General features: G+C 39.7%; 18 protein-coding genes and 1 other RNA gene. 4 read left to right on the top strand and 15 right to left on the bottom strand.

Annotation, left to right across the window (positions count from 1 at the left end; all coding sequences use genetic code 11):
• Positions 1 to 97: 97 nt before the first annotated feature.
• Positions 98 to 985 (bottom strand): AraC family transcriptional regulator, encoded by an 888-nt coding sequence (locus tag LXM54_RS17780; protein ID WP_233316593.1) that lies wholly within the window; start codon positions 983 to 985, stop codon positions 98 to 100.
• Positions 986 to 1,119: 134 nt separating this feature from the next.
• On the opposite strand from LXM54_RS17780, the gene LXM54_RS17785 reads away from it, so the two are divergent.
• The 3 genes from LXM54_RS17785 to LXM54_RS17795 all read left to right on the top strand — a co-directional run bounded on the left by LXM54_RS17785 (position 1,120) and on the right by LXM54_RS17795 (position 3,871).
• Complete coding sequence (locus LXM54_RS17785; protein WP_233316629.1) at positions 1,120 to 1,860, top strand: SDR family oxidoreductase; 741 nt, start codon at positions 1,120 to 1,122, stop codon at positions 1,858 to 1,860.
• Positions 1,861 to 1,986: 126 nt separating this feature from the next.
• Positions 1,987 to 2,643, top strand: coding sequence for a hypothetical protein (locus tag LXM54_RS17790; protein ID WP_233316594.1), 657 nt, complete (start codon positions 1,987 to 1,989; stop codon positions 2,641 to 2,643).
• Between the two features lie 109 nt (positions 2,644 to 2,752).
• Complete coding sequence (locus LXM54_RS17795; protein ID WP_233316595.1) at positions 2,753 to 3,871, top strand: 7-cyano-7-deazaguanine synthase; 1,119 nt, start codon at positions 2,753 to 2,755, stop codon at positions 3,869 to 3,871.
• 120 nt (positions 3,872 to 3,991) lie between these two features.
• Here LXM54_RS17795 and LXM54_RS17800 read toward each other — a convergent pair whose 3' ends face one another.
• Positions 3,992 to 4,786: an SDR family NAD(P)-dependent oxidoreductase gene (locus tag LXM54_RS17800; protein ID WP_233316596.1), complete on the bottom strand. Its 795-nt coding sequence runs from the start codon at positions 4,784 to 4,786 to the stop codon at positions 3,992 to 3,994.
• 23 nt (positions 4,787 to 4,809) lie between these two features.
• Complete coding sequence (locus LXM54_RS17805) at positions 4,810 to 5,826, bottom strand: AraC family transcriptional regulator (RefSeq protein ID WP_233316597.1); 1,017 nt, start codon at positions 5,824 to 5,826, stop codon at positions 4,810 to 4,812.
• A gap of 357 nt (positions 5,827 to 6,183) precedes the next feature.
• Between LXM54_RS17805 and LXM54_RS17810 the strand changes: the two genes are divergently transcribed.
• Positions 6,184 to 7,155, top strand: a complete 972-nt coding sequence (locus LXM54_RS17810; protein ID WP_233316598.1) for an aldo/keto reductase — start codon at positions 6,184 to 6,186, stop codon at positions 7,153 to 7,155.
• 39 nt (positions 7,156 to 7,194) lie between these two features.
• On the opposite strand, the gene LXM54_RS17815 is transcribed toward LXM54_RS17810, so the two are convergent.
• The 12 genes from LXM54_RS17815 to gap all read right to left on the bottom strand — a co-directional run bounded on the left by LXM54_RS17815 (position 7,195) and on the right by gap (position 19,269).
• Complete coding sequence (locus tag LXM54_RS17815) at positions 7,195 to 7,572, bottom strand: MerR family transcriptional regulator (protein ID WP_233316599.1); 378 nt, start codon at positions 7,570 to 7,572, stop codon at positions 7,195 to 7,197.
• Positions 7,573 to 7,730: 158 nt separating this feature from the next.
• Entirely contained in the window at positions 7,731 to 8,294 is a 564-nt protein-coding gene (locus tag LXM54_RS17820) for a lysozyme inhibitor LprI family protein (RefSeq protein WP_233316600.1), read from the bottom strand.
• Between the two features lie 221 nt (positions 8,295 to 8,515).
• Positions 8,516 to 8,874: a transfer-messenger RNA gene (gene ssrA, locus LXM54_RS17825) on the bottom strand.
• Positions 8,875 to 9,029: 155 nt separating this feature from the next.
• Positions 9,030 to 9,497 (bottom strand): SsrA-binding protein SmpB, encoded by a 468-nt coding sequence (smpB, locus tag LXM54_RS17830; RefSeq protein ID WP_127738132.1) that lies wholly within the window; start codon positions 9,495 to 9,497, stop codon positions 9,030 to 9,032.
• Positions 9,498 to 9,607: 110 nt separating this feature from the next.
• Positions 9,608 to 11,914, bottom strand: a complete 2,307-nt coding sequence (rnr, locus tag LXM54_RS17835; RefSeq protein ID WP_233316630.1) for a ribonuclease R — start codon at positions 11,912 to 11,914, stop codon at positions 9,608 to 9,610.
• Positions 11,915 to 11,975: 61 nt separating this feature from the next.
• Positions 11,976 to 12,719 (bottom strand): alpha/beta hydrolase, encoded by a 744-nt coding sequence (locus tag LXM54_RS17840; protein WP_233316601.1) that lies wholly within the window; start codon positions 12,717 to 12,719, stop codon positions 11,976 to 11,978.
• A 198-nt stretch (positions 12,720 to 12,917) separates the two neighbouring features.
• Entirely contained in the window at positions 12,918 to 13,154 is a 237-nt protein-coding gene (secG, locus tag LXM54_RS17845) for a preprotein translocase subunit SecG (protein ID WP_233316602.1), read from the bottom strand.
• A gap of 147 nt (positions 13,155 to 13,301) precedes the next feature.
• Positions 13,302 to 14,597: a phosphopyruvate hydratase gene (gene eno, locus LXM54_RS17850; RefSeq protein WP_233316603.1), complete on the bottom strand. Its 1,296-nt coding sequence runs from the start codon at positions 14,595 to 14,597 to the stop codon at positions 13,302 to 13,304.
• 28 nt (positions 14,598 to 14,625) lie between these two features.
• Positions 14,626 to 16,158, bottom strand: coding sequence for a 2,3-bisphosphoglycerate-independent phosphoglycerate mutase (gene gpmI, locus LXM54_RS17855; protein ID WP_233316604.1), 1,533 nt, complete (start codon positions 16,156 to 16,158; stop codon positions 14,626 to 14,628).
• Complete coding sequence (tpiA, locus tag LXM54_RS17860) at positions 16,155 to 16,913, bottom strand: triose-phosphate isomerase (protein WP_233316605.1); 759 nt, start codon at positions 16,911 to 16,913, stop codon at positions 16,155 to 16,157. The genes gpmI and tpiA overlap by 4 nt, the downstream gene beginning before the upstream one ends.
• Positions 16,914 to 16,943: 30 nt before the next feature.
• Positions 16,944 to 18,128 (bottom strand): phosphoglycerate kinase, encoded by a 1,185-nt coding sequence (locus LXM54_RS17865; protein ID WP_233316606.1) that lies wholly within the window; start codon positions 18,126 to 18,128, stop codon positions 16,944 to 16,946.
• 130 nt (positions 18,129 to 18,258) lie between these two features.
• Positions 18,259 to 19,269: a type I glyceraldehyde-3-phosphate dehydrogenase gene (gap, locus tag LXM54_RS17870; protein ID WP_127738140.1), complete on the bottom strand. Its 1,011-nt coding sequence runs from the start codon at positions 19,267 to 19,269 to the stop codon at positions 18,259 to 18,261.
• Positions 19,270 to 19,273 lie beyond the last annotated feature (4 nt).

Here is a 19,273-nt window from a genome sequence, read left to right on the forward strand (position 1 = left end):
AATTTACCAACCTCATAATTGTATTTATGGTTATATTATATACTACTTATTCAAGCTTTTTGGGCAGCTGTTTCAAATTTAAGCCTAGACCCCTACATTACTGCCTGTTAATTGATTCACGAAATCTTTTTATATCACTGACTGGAGGAGCTCCAAACATTCTGCTGTATTCTCTGCTGAATTGGGATGGACTTTCATAGCCGACTTGAAAAGCCGCTTCACCTGCTTCCATCGGTTCAGATAACAAAAGCTTCCGTGCTTCCTGCAGCCGAATCATCTTTTGATACTTTAATGGGCTCATTGCTGTCACTTGTTTAAAATAATGATGGAAAGAGGAAACACTCATTTTAGCTATTTTTGCAAGCATATCTATCCGAAGCGGCTGGTTATATTCCTCATTGATTATGCGGATTACCTCTTTGATTGCCTGCGCTTGACTTCCCATTACTGCAAACTCTCTCATTTGATCTCCGTCTTCATTATTCCAAATTCTATAAAGAATTTCTTTTTTATAAAGAGGTGCCAGTGCTGAAATGTCTTGGGGCGTATCAAGCAAGCCTATCAGCCTGATAACTGCATCGAGTATATTGGATGTTGTCTTATTCACCATGATGGCTCTTTGTGCGGGAAATGAGTGATCTTGCTTCATCTTAATAACATCGAGAATCTCTTCTGTTGTGAAGCGGAGTTTGACTCCTAGATAGGGGCTGTCACTCGTCGCCTTCATGATTTTCCCTGTTATCGGCAGATGGACAGAGGCAATAAGGTAGTGATTGGGGTCATAATGAAAGATGTCATCCTCCAGCATCACGATTTTTGAGCCTTGGGCAATAAAGCAGACAGACGGCTCGAACAAGGAATGAAGAGGCTCTGATAAAGTCGATGAGCGGATAAAGCTCAATGTATCAATTTCCGCATCAAATGTCCCATCCCTATTTGTATGTTTTTCAATTAAAGTCACTAACTGCTGCTGCCTGTCTTTCATGCCATTCACCGCCTTTTTTATATATTTTAACGTTTATTTGGAGAAATAGGCAAAAATAATAGACGATTCAGCTATCTCGTTATTCGTAACTTTATTTATAATTTAGAGGAAAATAGAGCTTGGAGGAATAAATGATGACAAACTTACAGGATAAAGTCGCAATAATTACAGGCGCATCAAGAGGAATAGGCGCTCAAAGTGCAATAAAATTAGCAGAACTGGGAGCTAAGGTTGTTGTTAATTATGCTAACAGCCCACAAGCAGCAGAGGCAGTGACCTCATCTATCATGGAAAAGGGCGGCCAGGCGATAGCTGTTAAAGCAGATGTGAGCAGCCTTAAGGAAATAGAGTATTTATTTGAAACGACCATTAGCCATTTCGGCAAGGTCGATATCCTTGTGAATAATGCAGGTATCATGCATACCATTCCAATCAGTGAAGTGACAGAGGAACAATTTGACCAACATTTTGCGATTAATGTTAAAGGCACCTATTTCGCCTGCCAACAAGCCTTTAAGCATATGGCACCGAACGGACGAATCGTTAATTTCTCTACTTCTGTTGCAGGAGTAATGTTCCCAGGCTACAGCATTTATGCAGCTACTAAAGGGGCTGTTGAACAAATCAGCAGACAGCTGGCCAGAGAATTTGGACCAAAGAATATAACGATAAATACAATCGCCCCAGGTCCGACAACAACAGAACTATTCTTGGAAGGAAAAACTCCCGAACAATTGCAGGCATTAAAAGGAAACAACGCCTTCGGAAGATTCGGAGAAACAAACGATATCGCCGATGCATTAGCCTTTTTAGTAAGTGACGAATCCCGCTGGATTACAGGACAAACAATCCGTGTTAATGGCGGTATGATTTAGAATATTGAAAAGAAAAGATAGAGGTAGTGCTCTATCTTTTCTTTATACAGACTTCCTCTTCTAATTGAAAACAATTCTCATTTATGATACGTTTGTTGTAAATAATTTGAAGAGAAGGTGGCTAACTTGTATTACGTTGAAACATACACAGCAACGAAAAAGGAATCTAAGGAACTTATCAGTAAACTGCATACATACTTCCATCAATATAATAGTCAGTTCTTATTCAATAGAATTTACCGGCGGAAACTGACTTTCTCCACTGAAGAAAAGAGTCAGCTATGGAATGTCCTTGTGATGATGAAAGCAGCAGATGGGAAGCAATATGAACATTTTAAAAATGTTTTCAAGGACTATCATACACTGTTAATCAGACAAGAAAGCATGCTGCCAACACCAGGCTCCTTCCTCCCTTCTAACGAAAAGAACGGCTTCATACATATCGTTGAATACGTTCATGTTCAACCCGATTATCTAGCAGAATTTAAAGAAATAATGATTCACAATAATGGCCCTGCTATGGAGCATATTATCCAATCAAAAAAGTGGTGCAAGGAATTTATCGCCCTTGAAACGGCAGAAGTATTATTCCATAAGGCTGATTATCCCGCATGGAATCAAATCCATCTAATCGCAATGCTTCCATCTGGAGTTTTTCACTTCAAAAAAGACTTTAATGAAGGGTTAATAAAAGTAAACGCTCCGAACTTTGCCGAAAACTTTGAAAGACTTGGACAAATTCGGAAGTTTACTTCAAAGGTAAGTGCAGCCCGCGAGTTATAATTAATTACGTCAGCTGCCCTCCATATTTAAAATTCTCCTGTACGCTCATTAAATGCTATAATTTAATATATTGCTATTTTCATTTTGACAAGATAACAGGAGTTTTTGTATGAATGTAAACAATGTATTGCCTCATTTACATAAAGAACTGCTTCACGGAATGTATTTTGACTATGATGATACCAGCACGAAATTTCTAGACATTATTACGATTACAACCAGTCTATTCTTATTTGCGCCAGAGATAAAAAAAGGCCAAAAAGATCTTTCCATTACCATTCCCGTTTTTCATTATTCTGTTTGGGAGAAGGAAAAAGCTGCGGCAGAAGCGTTTTTTTCCTGGATGACAGACACGCATGTGTCACTTCAATTTACAAATAACATTCCGCCAGATACGGAAGAAGGATTCTTATTGTCATTGCCAGCCTATCAAAACATTGCATTGTTCTATGATGATATCGAATCAATTGCCGGCATAAATCACCAGTTAGTATGTGATTATATACGCATTCCCAACAAAAATAATGAAAAAACAAAACAGCAGAAACTAGCTGCTTTTTTAAGAAAGACAGCATCCGATTCGAGCGAAATAATAAATATAGATATTAAATTACTCAACAAAAGAAAATCCAAAACTACTCCTGCGGCCATTTCCTTAGTATTGGCGATAGCTGCTGCCAAAGCCTATTTTAACGGCGGAACAAAAGTATATTATTATCAAAGCCAAAAGATAGATGCAGATTCTCTAAACCTAGCTAAGACTGCTCATCCGAAAACATATCAACTGCTGAATGCACTTTATCAATGCATTTCTGCAGATATGCAGATTGAGACACCCCTCTTGCATAAAACGAGGATAACTGTCCTCAAAGAAATGCCTAAAGAGCATAAATTACAAATTAAAAATACAAATGAATGTTTGAGAATGAAAAGAAAAACAGCATTAGCGGCTGCAAATACTCCTTGTGGCATTTGCACAGCTTGCTTCCAACGAAAGATTGCCTTAGCTGCAGCAAACAGTGAAGTATATGATGGTTTTTACCAATATGACTATGGCCAAAAGATAGCCGAAATAACGGACGAACACGATCAACAAATTTATCGAGACACTCTGGAATTAATGGAAACTCTCAGTCAGGAACGAAAAACCACAGAAGAAGACGAGTATTTAGCTGATGATCTTAGGTCAGCTTTTGCGTGTTTTGTTGATAGGTATAATCCGTACTGAAACCACGAAATCTAATAAACTCAAAGACCTCCTTTTTCGGAAGGTTTTATTCTAGGCTCCCTTTGCCCTTAAAAAATGTAAATCTAGCAAAAAAGAGCCGCCAAACGGCAGCTCTTTTGTTTAAAAAATGGTCGGAACCATTCCGCCATCCATACGGATTGGTGATCCTCTAAATGCAGATGCATAGGGACTGCATAGGAATGTGGCTAATCGTCCTATTTCAATCGGTCTGATAAATCGCTGTATTTCTGATTGAGGCAAATTAGTGACCATAAATTGTGTTTCTTTTTCTGTAAAGGTCATGTTTTCATCACTGTAAATACCCTCAATTATAGCTTGCACATTTTCAGAAAGTGTTGGTCCAGGCATAATGGTATTGACTGTAACTTCTGTACCTTTTGTTAGAAAAGACAAGCTTTTTGCTAATGATAGCAGCATTGATTTTGTCATACAATACTGTGGCATTTGTCCAGAAGGCATTACGGCTTCTTCACTAGCAATAAAAATGATTCGGCCATCATTTTTATTCAGCATTTTTGGAAGATAATGTTTACAAAGCCCATTTGCAGCTAATACATTCGTTTCAAAGTATTTTTGCCAGACTTCATCTGTAACATCTTCGTATTGCATGATTTCGTATATCCCCATATTGTTAACTAAAATATCGACATTAGGATATTTCCTAAATAGTTCCTCTCTTTGTTGCACATCGACAATATCAGCTGCAGCATTTTGAGGGGAAGTTAACGGGAATTCTGATTTAATTTCCTGTACAGTTCGTTCTACCTCGTCATAGTTGCGGCCATTGATGAGAACATTAACTCCTTCTTTAGCCAATTCTTTTGCTATTGCTTTCCCGATTCCTTTTGTTGAGCCTGTAACTAAAGCGGTTTTATTTACTAATTCCATTTCCAAGATACATTTCTCCTTTAAGTAGGTTATCCTTGTCGTTCGTCTATAAGTGCATGTTCAGTACGCCAATTTAAAGGAGTGTCACCTTCCCAACAACGGAAGGCACGATAGAACGAGCTATGGTCTTTATATCCAACGAGAAAAGCGACTTCTTTAATATCTAGGTCAGGATCAGCCAAGTACTGTCGTGCCTGTTCATGACGGACTTCCTTTAAGAGATCCTTAAAGCTGGTTTTTTCATCAGTAAGCCGTCGCTGTAAGGTACGTTCGCTCATGCCCAACTCACTTGCAACATCTTGTATGTCAAGTCGTTCTCCTGTTAAATTGCGTTTTAAAATCCACTTAACTATCTCCGTTATTGAGTGACTGTGGCGCTGCTCCTCCAATGTTTGCTCCAATACTGGTGTTAGTATCTGCAGTAATTCAGCATTATAGGAAGTAAAAGGACGATCAAGATCTTCTCTTTGCAATATCAGTCTATTATGTTTTGCTCCGATATGGATCGGGCAACCAAAATAATCTTCCAGTGCTTGGACTTGACCAAAATAATGTGTAAATTCTACTAAGCTCGCTTTTATAGGATATCCGGTGCCTCTTCGTCCTAGTTCCAGTAAAAACGCAAGTGTTGTTCCGACAAGCAGGGCTGGTCCTGCTTGCTCGGTTTCCAACCATTTCAGTTCAATTACACAATTTGTATCTTGTTCCACAATGCGTAATTTTTCAGGAGGGCACATTTCTTTGTAACGCGCCATTCTGTTAAGCGCATCCCGATAATCACGGGCATGGTAAGCAGCCAGTACAGATGGGGGATACTGTGTTGTTTCAAATACTGTCGGAAGCTGCAACATGCCAGCTTCACTATCACCGATCATATCGGAATATGCTTGCCATAATGCATAATATTGTTCAACAGTGACAACTGATTCACTGATTACAGTCAGCGGCATTTTTGCTTTTCGAACTAAATCCTGCGCATTAAATCCTAGTTTTTTTAATCCAGTCCAAAGTCCATCCGGTATTCTAATACGAGTATTTGCAGTCATATTTATTTACACCTCTCTATCTATCAGCACATTACAGCTAATTCTGTTAACGGGATAGTTATTTCATTTTACTTTTATATTGTCTTACTGTAATTAGCAGGGAACGACAATCAATTAGTCAAAGACGCCAAGAGAAAAAATCTATGTTCATTATATCAATTTCGTTAAAGCTACTTTAACTAAAATTAAGCTCAAACTCAAAAAACGAAGTGTAATTTTAAACTAAATATTACATTAAACTCTAAATCAAGGATGATAAGCGGGAAAATCGTGAACATAAATTTTTGCTTGACCTCAAGAAAACTCTAAGTCATATGATTAAAAAGTACAAAAAAATCTATTATTGGAGTGAAGAACATGAAAGTAAGAAGACTTGGAAATAGTGAGTTGGAAGTATCATCCATTGGCCTAGGGTTGATGGGGATGTCACCAGGAATATATGGTCAGACAAATGATGAGGAATCAATTAGAACGATTCATACTGCAATGGAATTGGGTGTGACATTATTAGATACGGCAGATGTTTATGGAAATGGTCATAATGAAAGTTTGCTCGGCAAGGCTTTGCAAGGTAAACGAGATAAAGCAATTGTTGCTACTAAGTTTGCTTATACAACAAATTATGAAAAAATCGTCGGTCACCCTGATTATATCCAAAAAGCTGTTGATGACAGTCTGCGCCGATTAAATATTGACTATATTGACCTTTATTATCAACATCGTGTCGATCCAAATGTTCCGATTGAGGAGACAATCGGCGCAATGTCCGATTTAGTTACGGCAGGAAAAGTTCGAGCAATTGGATTATCCGAAGCATCAGTTGATACCATAAAACGGGCACACAACATACATCCTATTTCTGCATTACAAACAGAATACTCCTTGTGGAGCAGAGATATTGAGGAGGAAATCTTACCTGTTGTAAGATATCTAGGAATTACACATGTAGCTTACAGTCCATTAAGCAGAGGGTTTATAACCGGAGAAATAAGTAATTTCAAAGATTTTGGCGATGATGATTTGCGCAGATTTATGCCGCGGTTCCAAGGGGAGAACTTCCAAAAAAATCTTGATATAGTCAGTGAAATTCAGAATATGGCTAAAGAAAAGAATGTTACACCTTCTCAATTAGCTATCGCTTGGACAATTGCAAATGGTGCCCTGCCAATCCCTGGGACAAAGCGTCAAAAATACTTAGAGGAAAATGTCGGCGCTTTAGAAGTCGAATTAACTCCTCAAGATTTAGTACGTCTTGACAGTATAAATCCCAAAAATACGGTCTATGGAAATCGCTATGATGATAATAATATGAAGGATCTTAGTCTGTAAGTTTTTATGGGCACTACTCTTTTACGCAGTGCCCTTTTATTATGGCAGTATCTTTAAATCTTTTTCATGAATATCATAAAAAGCTAATTTATAATTTATTTTCTCCAGATAGCTATAAGTTTCTTGCAGCTGTTCTTCTACTTTTTTCTTATGCTTAAGCATCATTTCTTTTCTTTCCCTAATAGAGGCCTTGCCATACTGTGTTAATTCCACATATTTCTTCATTTCACTCAGCGGCATATTCGTTGCACGCAAACACACCATAAAGCTTAGCCACTCTAAGTGATAATCCTCATAAATTCGAATTCCATTATGATCTCTATTAACAGCAGGAACAAGTCCTTCTTTTTCATAAAAACGCAGTGTGTGCGGAGATATTCCTGTTTTTTCAGCAACCTCGCTTATCGTAAGCCCCATATGGCCCCTCCTCTTATACCTCATTCTATTTTCATGTATTTTACTTTATATCTATTTATTTCCGCAATTAAAAGCATATTCCTATAAATATGTTCATATTGAGAAAAGACCTATTAACGAATAATAGGCCTCTCCCTTTCATTCACATAATAATCTTATTACTGCATATACTTCTCCACTAATTCAAAGCATCTTTCTTCCGTAAGATTTCCTAGCACAGCCACGTATTCCAACTCTTCCATCGTACCGCCTTCATATTTTAAAGAAGCCGCTTTTGCAGTACTATCTCTGTATTCAATCCACTTACGCTGTTCATTTCTCAACTGCTCCATTTCGTCAGAAGGCAGTTGCTTCTGTAAGACACCATAAATTTCATTTACTAAGCCATCCCACGTGTCATATCTGTCACCTTCAACCTTTTTCATGGCATATGTTGAGTCATCTTCTGGATTGTTCCGCCGTTCATCCATTTCTTTTTTTGTATCATTTAATTTCTTGAGATACACTTCCTTTTGACTCTCTGCAGTATCATTAGCAGCTGTGTTTTTTTCCGTTTTATTTGTACCAGTATTTTCTTTAGGTGCCTCACCATTTGCTGTTTGAGAACTGCTGTTATGTTCAGCTTGTTTATCTGCTGAATTGCTTGATTCTGTGGATGAGTTATTACAAGCAGCCAAAATCAGTACCGCAACTAAAGAGAAAATCACCTCAAAAGTTTTCATTATGAAAGTCCTCCTTTTATGGAAGTGAATGACGTTCCTCCTTTTATCCCCTTTATTTAACAATATAACAATTACAATTATTGTTAATCAATTTATATGTATATTTCTCGGTTTATTTTTAGAAGCAAGACAGCAGCATAAATAAAAAAGCACCAAACCCCCAACCGGGAATTTGATGCTTCATATCTCTAAGTAGTAAAAAACCACCAAACATATGTATTTGGTGGAGACGGTGGGAGTCGAACCCACGTCCAGAAACATCGGCACTTAAGCTTCTACGAGTGTAGTCAACATATTCGCGATTCGCTCATTCTTATGCCTGCTGACGGGCGTCCGATGAGCTAGCCTGGTTGTTCTCTTCCTTCTTCCTCAGACGGTGGAATCCGGCGTAGCCCACTTAAAGTGAGTCCCTTACCCTACCACATGGGCGATGGAGGGAGGAACCGCTAAGCGCTATTAAGCAGCTAAAGCGAAGTTGTTTTGTTGTTTGCCAGTTATAGGCTTTGACGTTTTAACGAGGCCGATCCCCTCGACTCGCAACCTAAGCTCGAACTATCCCTGTCGAATCCGTAACGTCCCCATAAGGATAAAATCTAGTGATTGTTACATCACTGGATTCACGCTATTTGCGTTAACGTTAGGAAGCTCAAAAATAGGAGCTTTAAGTTATGCTTGTCTTAACGACATAATTTATTATAACATAAACATCCTAGATTTCAATTGTAAGTTTTTGGATTACATTTTTTGTCTATCTCTTAAGGCACGCTCGATGCTGCGGTTTGCTTCTTTGCGCTTTAATGTCTCACGCTTGTCATAGTTTTTCTTACCCTTACCGAGCCCGATTAAAACCTTGGCAAAGCCGTTTTTCATATAAAGCTTCAATGGAACTAGTGCATAACCGATTTCCTTCGTGTCGCCAATCAGCTGGTTTATCTGCTTTTTGTGAAGCAGCAGCTTGCGTGTTCTCAGCGGCTCATGATTATAACGGTTTCCTTGTTCATATGGGCTTATATGCATGCCATACAAAAATACTTCACCGTTATGAACACGGGCATATGATTCCTTCAGGTTAACCCTGCCAGCACGGATTGCCTTAATCTCTGTTCCTTGCAGCACGATGCCTGCTTCATATGTTTCCTCAATAAAATAATCGTGGTTCGCTTTTTTGTTTTGAGCGACTACTTTCCCTTCACCTTTTGGCATTAAAATCCCCTACCTTTATAACCTAATTGTATCAAATTATCTCTGTTCGGACAATTTTGATGAAGTTTATCAAAGGGAAGCAAGATATGCTTCCCTTTCTCAAAAACATTTTAGCGTTTCTTTTTCTTTCTTTTTGCTTTTGGGGCATTTTCATAAAACTTTCTTTCTTTTTTGCCCTTGCGTTTTCCTTCCCCGTTGCTGCCATTGCCATTGCCATTGCGTCCATCTTTGCCGGCCCCAGACTTTCCTTTCCGTGGCGCGCGAGATGTGCTGCCAGTTGAAAATACTTTGCCCTCTTTTTTCGGATCTCTGCGGCGAGTTCCTTTCATGCCGACAATTTCGAAGTCAATGGCACGCTCTTCTTTATTAACATTAACAACACGAACTGTGATCTCATCACCAATACGGAATACTTTGCCTGTTCTTTCACCAATCATCGCAAAATGGCGTTCATCATAGCGATAATAGTCGTCTGTCATATAGCTGACATGTACAAGACCTTCAATTGTATTCTTAAGCTCCACAAACATTCCAAAGTTTGTGACAGAGCTGATGATGCCGTCATATTCTTCGCCGATTTTATCCAGCATATATTCTGCTTTTTTGAGTTCGTCAGTCTCACGTTCTGCTTCAACAGAGCGTCTTTCCATATTGGACGAATGCTCTGCTATGTCTGTCAGCTTGCTGTTCCATTTCTCTTGAGTAGGAGCGCTAATGTCACCTTCTACTAGATATGTGCGAATAAGTCTGTGCACAATTAAATCGGGATAGCGTCTGATTGGAGACGTGAAGTGCGTATAGAACTCTGTTGACAACCCGAAATGCCCTAGACTTTCTGGATAATATTTTGCCTGCTGCATGGAGCGGAGCATAACAGTTGAAATAACCATTTCTTCTGGTGTGCCTTGCACCTCTTCAATAATTTCCTGAAGAGCTCTCGGATGAACTTCATTCGCAGTACCTTTCACGATATAGCCGAAGTTTGTAATAAACTCAAAAAACCTGCGCAGCTTTTCTTCTTTCGGGTCTTCGTGAATACGATAAATAAACGGTACTTGCAGCCAGTGGAAATGTTCTGCTACTGTTTCATTGGCAACAAGCATGAACTCTTCAATAAGGCGTTCTGCAACAGAACGTTCACGAAGGACAACATCCTTTGGCTTTCCATTTTCTTCAACAAGAACCTTTGATTCTTTGAAATCAAAGTCGATTGCTCCTCGGCCCATCCGTTTTGTGCGAAGAATCTGCGCAAGCTCTTCCATTCTCTCAAACATTGGAACAAGCTCAGCATATCTTTCTCGCAGCTCTTCATCTTTGTCATTTAAGATTGAGTTAACATCGGCATAAGTCATTCGTTCTGTTGTCTTAATGACACTTTGGAATATCTCATGGCTAACCACTTCACCGCTCGGGCTGATTTCCATTTCACAAGACAATGTCAGACGATTTACTTTTGGATTCAAAGAGCAAATCCCATTTGACAGGCGATGTGGAATCATTGGAATAACTCGGTCTACTAAATAAACACTTGTGCCTCTGTCTTGTGCCTCTACATCAATTGGTGAATCTTCCGTCACATAATAAGAAACGTCTGCAATGTGAACCCCAAGCTTGTAGTTGCCATTTTCCAGCCTTGTAACGGTTACCGCATCGTCCAAGTCCTTTGCATCAGCACCATCAATTGTGACAATCTGCTGATCCCTTAAATCACGTCTGTTTTTGATTTCACTTTCATCAATTTCATCTGGAACACTGTCAGCCTGTGCCATCACTTCGTCAGGAAAAGCAAGCGGCAGTCCATGCTTATGAATAACAGATAGAATATCCACACCAGGATCATTTTTATGGCCCAGTATCTTGATAATCTCCCCTTCTGCATTCTTTCTTCCTTCTGGATAAGCAGTTAAGTTTACAACTACTTTATGGCCTTCTACAGCACCCTTTGTGCTGCCTTTAGGAATGAACACATCTGTGGCAATTTTTTTATCATCGGGAATAACAAACCCAAAATTCTTGCTTTCGGAATATGTACCGACAATTTGCTGCACACCTCGTTCCAGAATACGGACGATGGTTCCTTCCCGTCTTTGACCAGAGCTTTCTGAAGTGACACGGGCAAGCACGATATCGCCATTCATCGCTGTCTTCACTTCATTTGGCGGGATAAAGATATCGTCTAGACCAGGCTCCTCTGGAATAACAAAGGCAAAACCCTTTGCATGGCCGGATATCTTCCCTTTCACTAAATTCATCTTTTCAGGCAGACCGTAACGATTGCTTCTCGTTCTTACAACCAACCCTTTTTCTTCCATCTGCACTAATGCCTTGACGAACTCCTTAAAGTTAGAAGAATCCTCAATTCCAAACGCTTCCTCCAGCTCCTGTACTGTCAGGGGCTTATACGCCTCGTCCTTCATATAATGCAGCAGCTTTTCTATATGCTCTTGAATTATATCCAAACAAACAACCTCCTTTTAATTAATTAATCCAATCTAATCGATCAATAAACTGGTAGAAGTCCTCAAAAACCTCGTCCTTTTCTTTATCATGTGTAATAACATGGCCAGAATTCTCATACCATTTGATCTCTTTATCATCACTTTCCACTTCATTATAGATAATATTTGCACTATCTGTATTAATCATGTGGTCATGTCTTGCTTGTATAACAAAAACAGGGGAATAAATTAAATCCACTGATTGACGGACATCTGCAATCAAGCCTTGCAGCTCTTTTAACGTATTCATCGGGGCGAATTCTGCCATTTCTTGTTCAATGACTTCCTCCGATTTTCCTTCCCTAACCTTATAGTTACGAGCATATTCAAGGACGCCCTCATACATGACTTCTTCGCTTTTAATATACATTGGAGAACACATTGTTACGATACCCTTTACAGGTACAGTGTAACCTAACTTAAGAGAAAATACCCCGCCTAGAGAAAGTCCGCCCACTGCAATTTCTTCATAACCTTTTTCTTTCAAGAAATTATAGCCTGCCTGAACATCTTTCCACCAATCTTCTGGCCCATACTGCACAAGGTCCTCTGGCGGCACTCCATGGCCTTTATACAACGGAATATAGCAGCTGTATCCTTTAGTATTCAAATAGCGTCCAAGCATTCTTACATCTGATGTGTTGCCTGTGAAGCCGTGCAGCAGCAATACAGCACGTTTATTACTTCCTTCAAAATACAACGGCTTTTGTTCCACTAATTTCATTTTAAAAACACTCCTTGCCTTATCTTTTCCCATTTCCATCGGATTAACATATGTATAGCTGATTTTCTTTTTAGTAAATCTCATCCTATTTTAGGCAGAAAAAAGGATAAGAATCCAGCAAAAAGATTCCAAAACCCCTCTTGCAGAAAAAAAACCTGACCGCATCCGGCCAGGTTTTTCATCTATACCGTTCAGCTATTAAATATCGAAATAGCTGACTGCAATCGTTAAAGCAAAGAACAAAATTGACAGTACGATTGTTGTATTATGAAGTATTAAGTCTAAACCGCGAGCTTTTTGTTTACCGAAAAGCTGTTCTGCCCCACCTGAAATGGCCCCGGATAGACCTGCACTTTTTCCTGATTGCAGAAGCACTACTACAATAAGAGCAAGAGCAACAATAATCAGTAATGTTAATAAGATTGTGTGTAACATACAAGCACCTCCATTAAAACGAACATACATTACTCTTAATGTACCATAATTTATCTTGTCCCACAATAGCATTACAACGGTTTTATCCAAGTTGTGGCAACAAAAAAGCACCTGACACAAAAATGTCAGGTGCTTGAAGTTCAAACCTTATTTAGTAAGGTTGTAGAAAGATTTAAGACCATCGTATACAGCTAGGTCGCCAAGCTCGTCTTCGATGCGAAGAAGTTGGTTGTACTTAGCAATACGGTCTGTACGAGAAAGTGAACCAGTTTTGATTTGGCCAGCGTTAGTAGCAACAGCGATGTCAGCGATTGTTGCATCTTCTGTTTCACCAGAACGGTGAGATACTACTGCAGTGTAACCTGCACGTTTAGCCATTTCGATAGCTTCGAAAGTTTCAGTCAAAGTACCGATTTGGTTAACTTTGATAAGGATTGAGTTAGCAATTCCTTTTTCGATACCTTCAGCCAATTTTTTAGTGTTTGTAACGAATAGATCGTCACCAACCAATTGTACTTTAGAACCGATGCGGTCAGTCAACAATTTGTGACCTTCCCAGTCGTTTTCGTCAAGACCATCTTCAATAGAGATGATTGGGAATTCGTTAACTAGCTCTTCGTAGAAAGATACTAGCTCTTCAGAAGTTAAGCCAGTGCGGCCTTCTCCAGCAAGATCGTATTTACCAGTTTCTTTGTTGTAGAACTCAGAAGAAGCAACGTCCATTCCAAGCAAGATGTCTTTACCAGGCTCATAGCCAGCTTTTTTGATTGCTTCGATGATAACTTCAAGAGCTTCACGGTTTGAACCAAGGTTTGGAGCGAATCCACCTTCGTCACCTACAGCTGTGTTCAAGCCTTTTGCAGATAGAACTGATTTAAGTGCATGGAACACTTCAGCACCATAACGCAATGCTTCTTTGAATGTTGGAGCACCTACTGGCAAGATCATGAACTCTTGGAAGTCCACGTTGTTGTCAGCGTGAGAACCACCGTTGATGATGTTCATCATTGGAGTTGGCAATTGCTTAGCATTGAATCCGCCAAGGTAACGGTACAATGGAAGACCAACAACTTCAGAAGCAGCGTGAGCTGCAGCCATAGATACACCAAGGATAGCGTTAGCACCTAATTTACCTTTGTTTTCAGTTCCGTCAAGCTCGATCATAGTTCTGTCGATTCCAGCTTGGTCAGTAACGTCCATACCGATGATTGCTTCAGCGATAACTTCGTTTACGTTTTCTACTGCTTTAAGAACACCTTTGCCAAGGTAGCGTGATTTGTCGCCGTCACGCAATTCTACTGCTTCGTATTCACCAGTTGATGCACCAGATGGAACAAGTGCACGACCGAAGAAACCTGATTCTGTTAAAACTTCTACTTCTACTGTTGGGTTACCGCGTGAGTCTAATACTTCGCGAGCATATACATGTTGAATGTATGGCATAATAAATTCTCTCCTTTTAATAAATCAATTATTTTTTAATGATAGATGTACCAGTCATTTCTGCTGGTTGTTCAAGTCCTAATAACTCAAGCATAGTTGGAGCCAAATCTCCAAGCTTTCCTTCTTGAAGCTCGACACCAGGCACTGTCACAATGACAGGCACAGGGTTTGTTGTATGTGCAGTCATTGGTTTTCCATCAAGTGTTACCACTTCATCTGAGTTACCATGGTCTGCTGTAATGATAGCTTTGCCGCCTTTTTCTTCAATCAGTGTGATGATTTTGCCTAAGCATTCATCAACAGTCTCGATAGCCTTGATAGTAGGTTCAAGCATTCCGGAGTGCCCAACCATATCAGGGTTTGCAAAGTTTAAGATGATAGCATCAAAATTATCTGCTTCAATCTCTTTTAGAAGTGCATCTGTCACTTCATAAGCGCTCATTTCTGGCTGCAAGTCGTATGTTGCAACTTTAGGAGAGTTGATCAAAATACGCTTTTCACCAGGGAATTCCGCTTCACGTCCACCGCTCATGAAGAACGTTACGTGTGGGTATTTTTCCGTTTCCGCAATGCGGAGCTGAGTTAATCCATTTTGGGAAATAACTTCACCTAATGTGTTATCCAAGTTTGTTGGCTTGAAAGCAACATACCCTTTTACTGTTTCACTGAAATGAGTTAAGCATACGAAATATAAATCTTTCGGATGATTTTCTCCGCGATCGAATGAACGGAAGTCCTCATTTGTGAATACATTAGAGATTTGGATTGCACGGTCTGGACGGAAGTTATAGAAAATTACTGCATCTTCGTCTTGAATGGTTGCAACCGGCTTACCGTCTTCTTTAGTAATAACAGACGGAAGTACGAATTCGTCAAAGATACCATTTCTGTAGTTATCTTCTACAACATCCAATGGGTTGGAGTAGCTAGGTCCTTCACCATAGGCCATTGCACGGTAGGATTTTTCAACACGGTCCCAGCGCTTATCTCTATCCATAGAATAGTAGCGTCCTGAGATTGTCGCAAATTCACCTACACCGTATTCTTCTATTTTTTCTTGTGTAGCCTTAATGTATTTTTCCGCAGTCTTTTGACCGACGTCTCGGCCGTCTAGAATTCCGTGAATATATACATTTTTTACACCCTCGTCTTTTGCAAGGCGAAGAAGGGCATACATATGTTCAATATGGCTGTGAACCCCTCCATCTGATAAAAGACCGAACAGATGAAGATTCTTGCCTTTTTCCTTCACATGCTTGATGGCATTTACGAAAGTTTCGTTCTTAGCGAACTGACCTTCTCTGATTGCCACATTCACTCTTGTCAAGCTTTGGTAAACAATACGTCCTGCTCCAATGTTCAAATGGCCAACTTCAGAGTTACCCATTTGTCCTTCTGGAAGACCTACATCTTCACCGCTCGCAACAAGTGTTGTGTGAGGATATTGATTCCAGTATTTATCAAAGTTTGGCTTTTTTGCTTGAGCAACAGCATTTCCCATACGTTCGTCTCTCAATGCAAAGCCATCCAAAATGATCAATGCTACAGGAGATTTACTCATGCCTTACCTTCCTCCAATAATTGCAGGAAGCTTTGTGCTTCTAAGCTAGCTCCTCCTACAAGAGCACCATCGATATCAGGCTGTGCCATATATTCTTTGATGTTCTCAGGCTTAACGCTGCCGCCGTATTGAATGCGGATGCTTTCTGCCACTTCTGGAGAAAACTGTTCGCTTACTGTTTTACGGATATGTGCGCAAACTTCGTTAGCATCAGCTGATGTAGAAGATTTGCCTGTTCCGATTGCCCAGATTGGCTCATAAGCTACAACTGTTGCTTTAGCTTGCTCATCTGTAAGACCAGCTAGAGCTTTTGAAACTTGAGAAGCAACGAATTCGTTTGTTTCGCCGTTTTCTCTTTGCTCAAGCGTTTCACCACAGCAAACGATTGGAGTTAAGTTGTTTTCAAAAGCTGCAATCGTTTTTTTGTTAACAGCTTCGTCTGTTTCATTGAAGAACTCACGGCGTTCAGAGTGTCCAAGGACAACATATTTAGCACCGATGTTTTCCAAAGCTACAGGGCTGATTTCACCTGTGAAAGCACCATTTTTTTCGAAGTGCATGTTTTGTGCACCAATTTTCACTTCTGTGCCGTCAGTCAATTCTACTAATTGACCGATGAATAGAGCAGGAGCGACAACTACTGCATCAACCTGTTCACTAGAAGGAATTGATTCTTTAATTTCTTGGATAAAGTCCACTGCTTCAGGAAGTGTTTTGTTCATCTTCCAGTTTCCAGCGATAATAGGTTTGCGCATGTATAACATCCTTTCATGCTTGGTTAATTATTATTTATCGTTAAGAGCTACTACACCTGGAAGTTCTTTGCCTTCCATGAATTCCAACGAAGCACCGCCACCTGTTGAAATATGGCTCATTTTGTTTGCAAGGTCAAACTTCTCAACTGCTGCTGCAGAATCTCCACCACCGATGACAGAGTATGTATCTTGTGATTCAGCAAGAGCTGTTGCTACTGCTTTTGTTCCTTTAGCAAATGTATCTAATTCAAACACACCCATTGGTCCGTTCCAGATAACCAATTTAGAGTTTTTGATAACATCTGCATAGATTTCTCTTGTTTTTGGACCGATGTCCAACGCTTCCCAATCAGAAGGGATTTCTTCGATGGAAACAGTTTGTGTGTTAGCATCGTTAGAGAAGTCGTCTGCAACTGTTACATCTACAGGCATGTAGAATTTAACACCTTTTTCTTTCGCTTTTTCCATATAAGATTTCGCTAGTTCGATTTTATCTTCTTCAAGAAGAGACAATCCGATTTCATGGCCAAGTGCTTTTACGAATGTATAAGCTAATCCGCCACCGATGATCAAGTTATCTACTTTATCAAGAAGGTTATCGATTACGCCGATTTTGTCTTTTACTTTAGCTCCACCGACGATAGCTGTGAATGGACGGTCTGGATTTGAAAGTGCTTTTCCTAATACATCAAGCTCTTTTTCCATTAATAGACCAGATACAGCTGGGATATGGTGTGCAATACCTTCAGTTGAAGCATGTGCACGGTGTGCTGCACCAAATGCATCGTTTACGAATACATCAGCTAGTTCAGCATAGCTTTTTGCTAATTCTGCATCGTTTTTCTCTTCACCAGCATTGAAACGTACGTTTTCAAGCAATAGCACATCGCCTTCAGACAGCTTGCTGATTTCAGCTTTAACAGCTTCACCATAAGACTCATCTGTTTTTACAACATTTTTGCCAAGTAGCTCAGAAAGACGTGCAGCAACTGGAGTTAAACGCAATTCTTCTACCACTTCACCATTTGGACGGCCTAAGTGACTTGCTAAAATTACGATAGCACCTTTTTCTACTAACTCGTTAATAGTTGGTAGTGCTGCTTGAATTCTTGTTTCATCCGTGATTTTTTGATCCTTCATCGGAACGTTGAAGTCAACACGAACAAATACTTTTTTGCCTTTTAAATCGATATCGCGAATCGTTTTCTTGTTCATTAAATGAGACCCTCCACTTGCATTATTTTAAGCTTTTAATCCGTATCCACTAAAGATTGCAAAGCTATTTTTAAAAGAGCGGAAACAAAGCTGTTTCCGCTGTTTGATTAAGGGCTTTAGCTTAACAAAATTATTTTGTAGCTAATTGTGCAAAGTGTTTAACTGTTCTTACAAGTTGGTTTGTGTAAGACATTTCGTTGTCATACCAAGCAACAGTTTTAACCAATTGCTTGTCGCCAACTGTCATAACTTTAGTTTGAGTTGCATCGAACAATGAACCATAGCTGATTCCGATGATGTCAGAAGAAACGATTTCGTCTTCAGTGTAACCGTAAGACTCGTCAGCAGCTGCTTTCATTGCTGCGTTAACTTCTTCAACTGTTACTTTTTTGTCAAGAACTGTTACAAGCTCAGTTAATGAACCAGTTTTAACAGGTACACGTTGTGCAGCTCCGTCTAATTTACCGTTAAGTTCTGGCAATACTAGACCGATAGCTTTAGCAGCACCAGTTGAGTTAGGGATGATGTTTTCTGCAGCAGCACGAGCGCGGCGGAAGTCACCTTTTGGATGTGGAGCGTCAAGAGTGTTTTGATCTCCAGTGTAAGCATGGATAGTTGTCATTAGTCCTTCAACGATACCGAAGTTGTCTTGAAGTGCTTTTGCCATTGGAGCTAGGCAGTTTGTAGTACAAGAAGCACCAGAGATAACTGTTTCAGTACCATCAAGAATGTCATGGTTTACGTTGTAAACGATTGTTTTCATTTCACCAGTTGCAGGTGCAGAGATAACAACGTTTTTAGCGCCAGCTTGGATATGAGCTTCAGCACTTTCTTTAGTTGTGAAGAAACCAGTAGATTCGATAACTGTATCTACGTTAAGCTCGCCCCATTTAAGGTCAGCTGGGTTTCTTTCAGCAGTAGTTACTACTTTTTTACCGTTTACTAGGAAGTAACCTTCGTGTACTTCGATTTCACCTTGGAAAGTACCTTGAGATGAATCATATTTTAAAAGATGTGCCAGCATTTTAGTATCAGTTAAATCATTGATAGCCACTACTTCCAATTCTGGGTTTTCCATGATTTTTCTGAATGCTAAACGTCCGATACGTCCAAATCCGTTAATACCAACTTTTACTGTCATTATT

Source organism: Bacillus sp. Au-Bac7 (genome assembly GCF_021341655.1).
GTDB lineage: Bacteria > Bacillota > Bacilli > Bacillales > Cytobacillaceae > Niallia.

Coding starts and splice junctions, on each gene's coding strand:
- LXM54_RS17815 (WP_233316599.1), bottom strand. CDS start 7,572: ATGGGGCTTACGATAAGCGAGGTTGCTGAAAAAACAGGAATATCTCCG.
- LXM54_RS17795 (WP_233316595.1), top strand. CDS start 2,753: ATGAATGTAAACAATGTATTGCCTCATTTACATAAAGAACTGCTTCAC.
- smpB (WP_127738132.1), bottom strand. CDS start 9,497: ATGCCAAAAGGTGAAGGGAAAGTAGTCGCTCAAAACAAAAAAGCGAAC.
- LXM54_RS17820 (WP_233316600.1), bottom strand. CDS start 8,294: ATGAAAACTTTTGAGGTGATTTTCTCTTTAGTTGCGGTACTGATTTTG.
- gpmI (WP_233316604.1), bottom strand. CDS start 16,158: ATGAGTAAATCTCCTGTAGCATTGATCATTTTGGATGGCTTTGCATTG.
- eno (WP_233316603.1), bottom strand. CDS start 14,597: ATGCCATACATTCAACATGTATATGCTCGCGAAGTATTAGACTCACGC.
- gap (WP_127738140.1), bottom strand. CDS start 19,269: ATGACAGTAAAAGTTGGTATTAACGGATTTGGACGTATCGGACGTTTA.
- LXM54_RS17810 (WP_233316598.1), top strand. CDS start 6,184: ATGAAAGTAAGAAGACTTGGAAATAGTGAGTTGGAAGTATCATCCATT.
- tpiA (WP_233316605.1), bottom strand. CDS start 16,913: ATGCGCAAACCTATTATCGCTGGAAACTGGAAGATGAACAAAACACTT.
- LXM54_RS17805 (WP_233316597.1), bottom strand. CDS start 5,826: ATGACTGCAAATACTCGTATTAGAATACCGGATGGACTTTGGACTGGA.
- rnr (WP_233316630.1), bottom strand. CDS start 11,914: ATGAAGGACGAGGCGTATAAGCCCCTGACAGTACAGGAGCTGGAGGAA.
- LXM54_RS17780 (WP_233316593.1), bottom strand. CDS start 985: ATGAAAGACAGGCAGCAGCAGTTAGTGACTTTAATTGAAAAACATACA.
- LXM54_RS17865 (WP_233316606.1), bottom strand. CDS start 18,128: ATGAACAAGAAAACGATTCGCGATATCGATTTAAAAGGCAAAAAAGTA.
- secG (WP_233316602.1), bottom strand. CDS start 13,154: ATGTTACACACAATCTTATTAACATTACTGATTATTGTTGCTCTTGCT.
- LXM54_RS17785 (WP_233316629.1), top strand. CDS start 1,120: ATGACAAACTTACAGGATAAAGTCGCAATAATTACAGGCGCATCAAGA.
- LXM54_RS17840 (WP_233316601.1), bottom strand. CDS start 12,719: ATGAAATTAGTGGAACAAAAGCCGTTGTATTTTGAAGGAAGTAATAAA.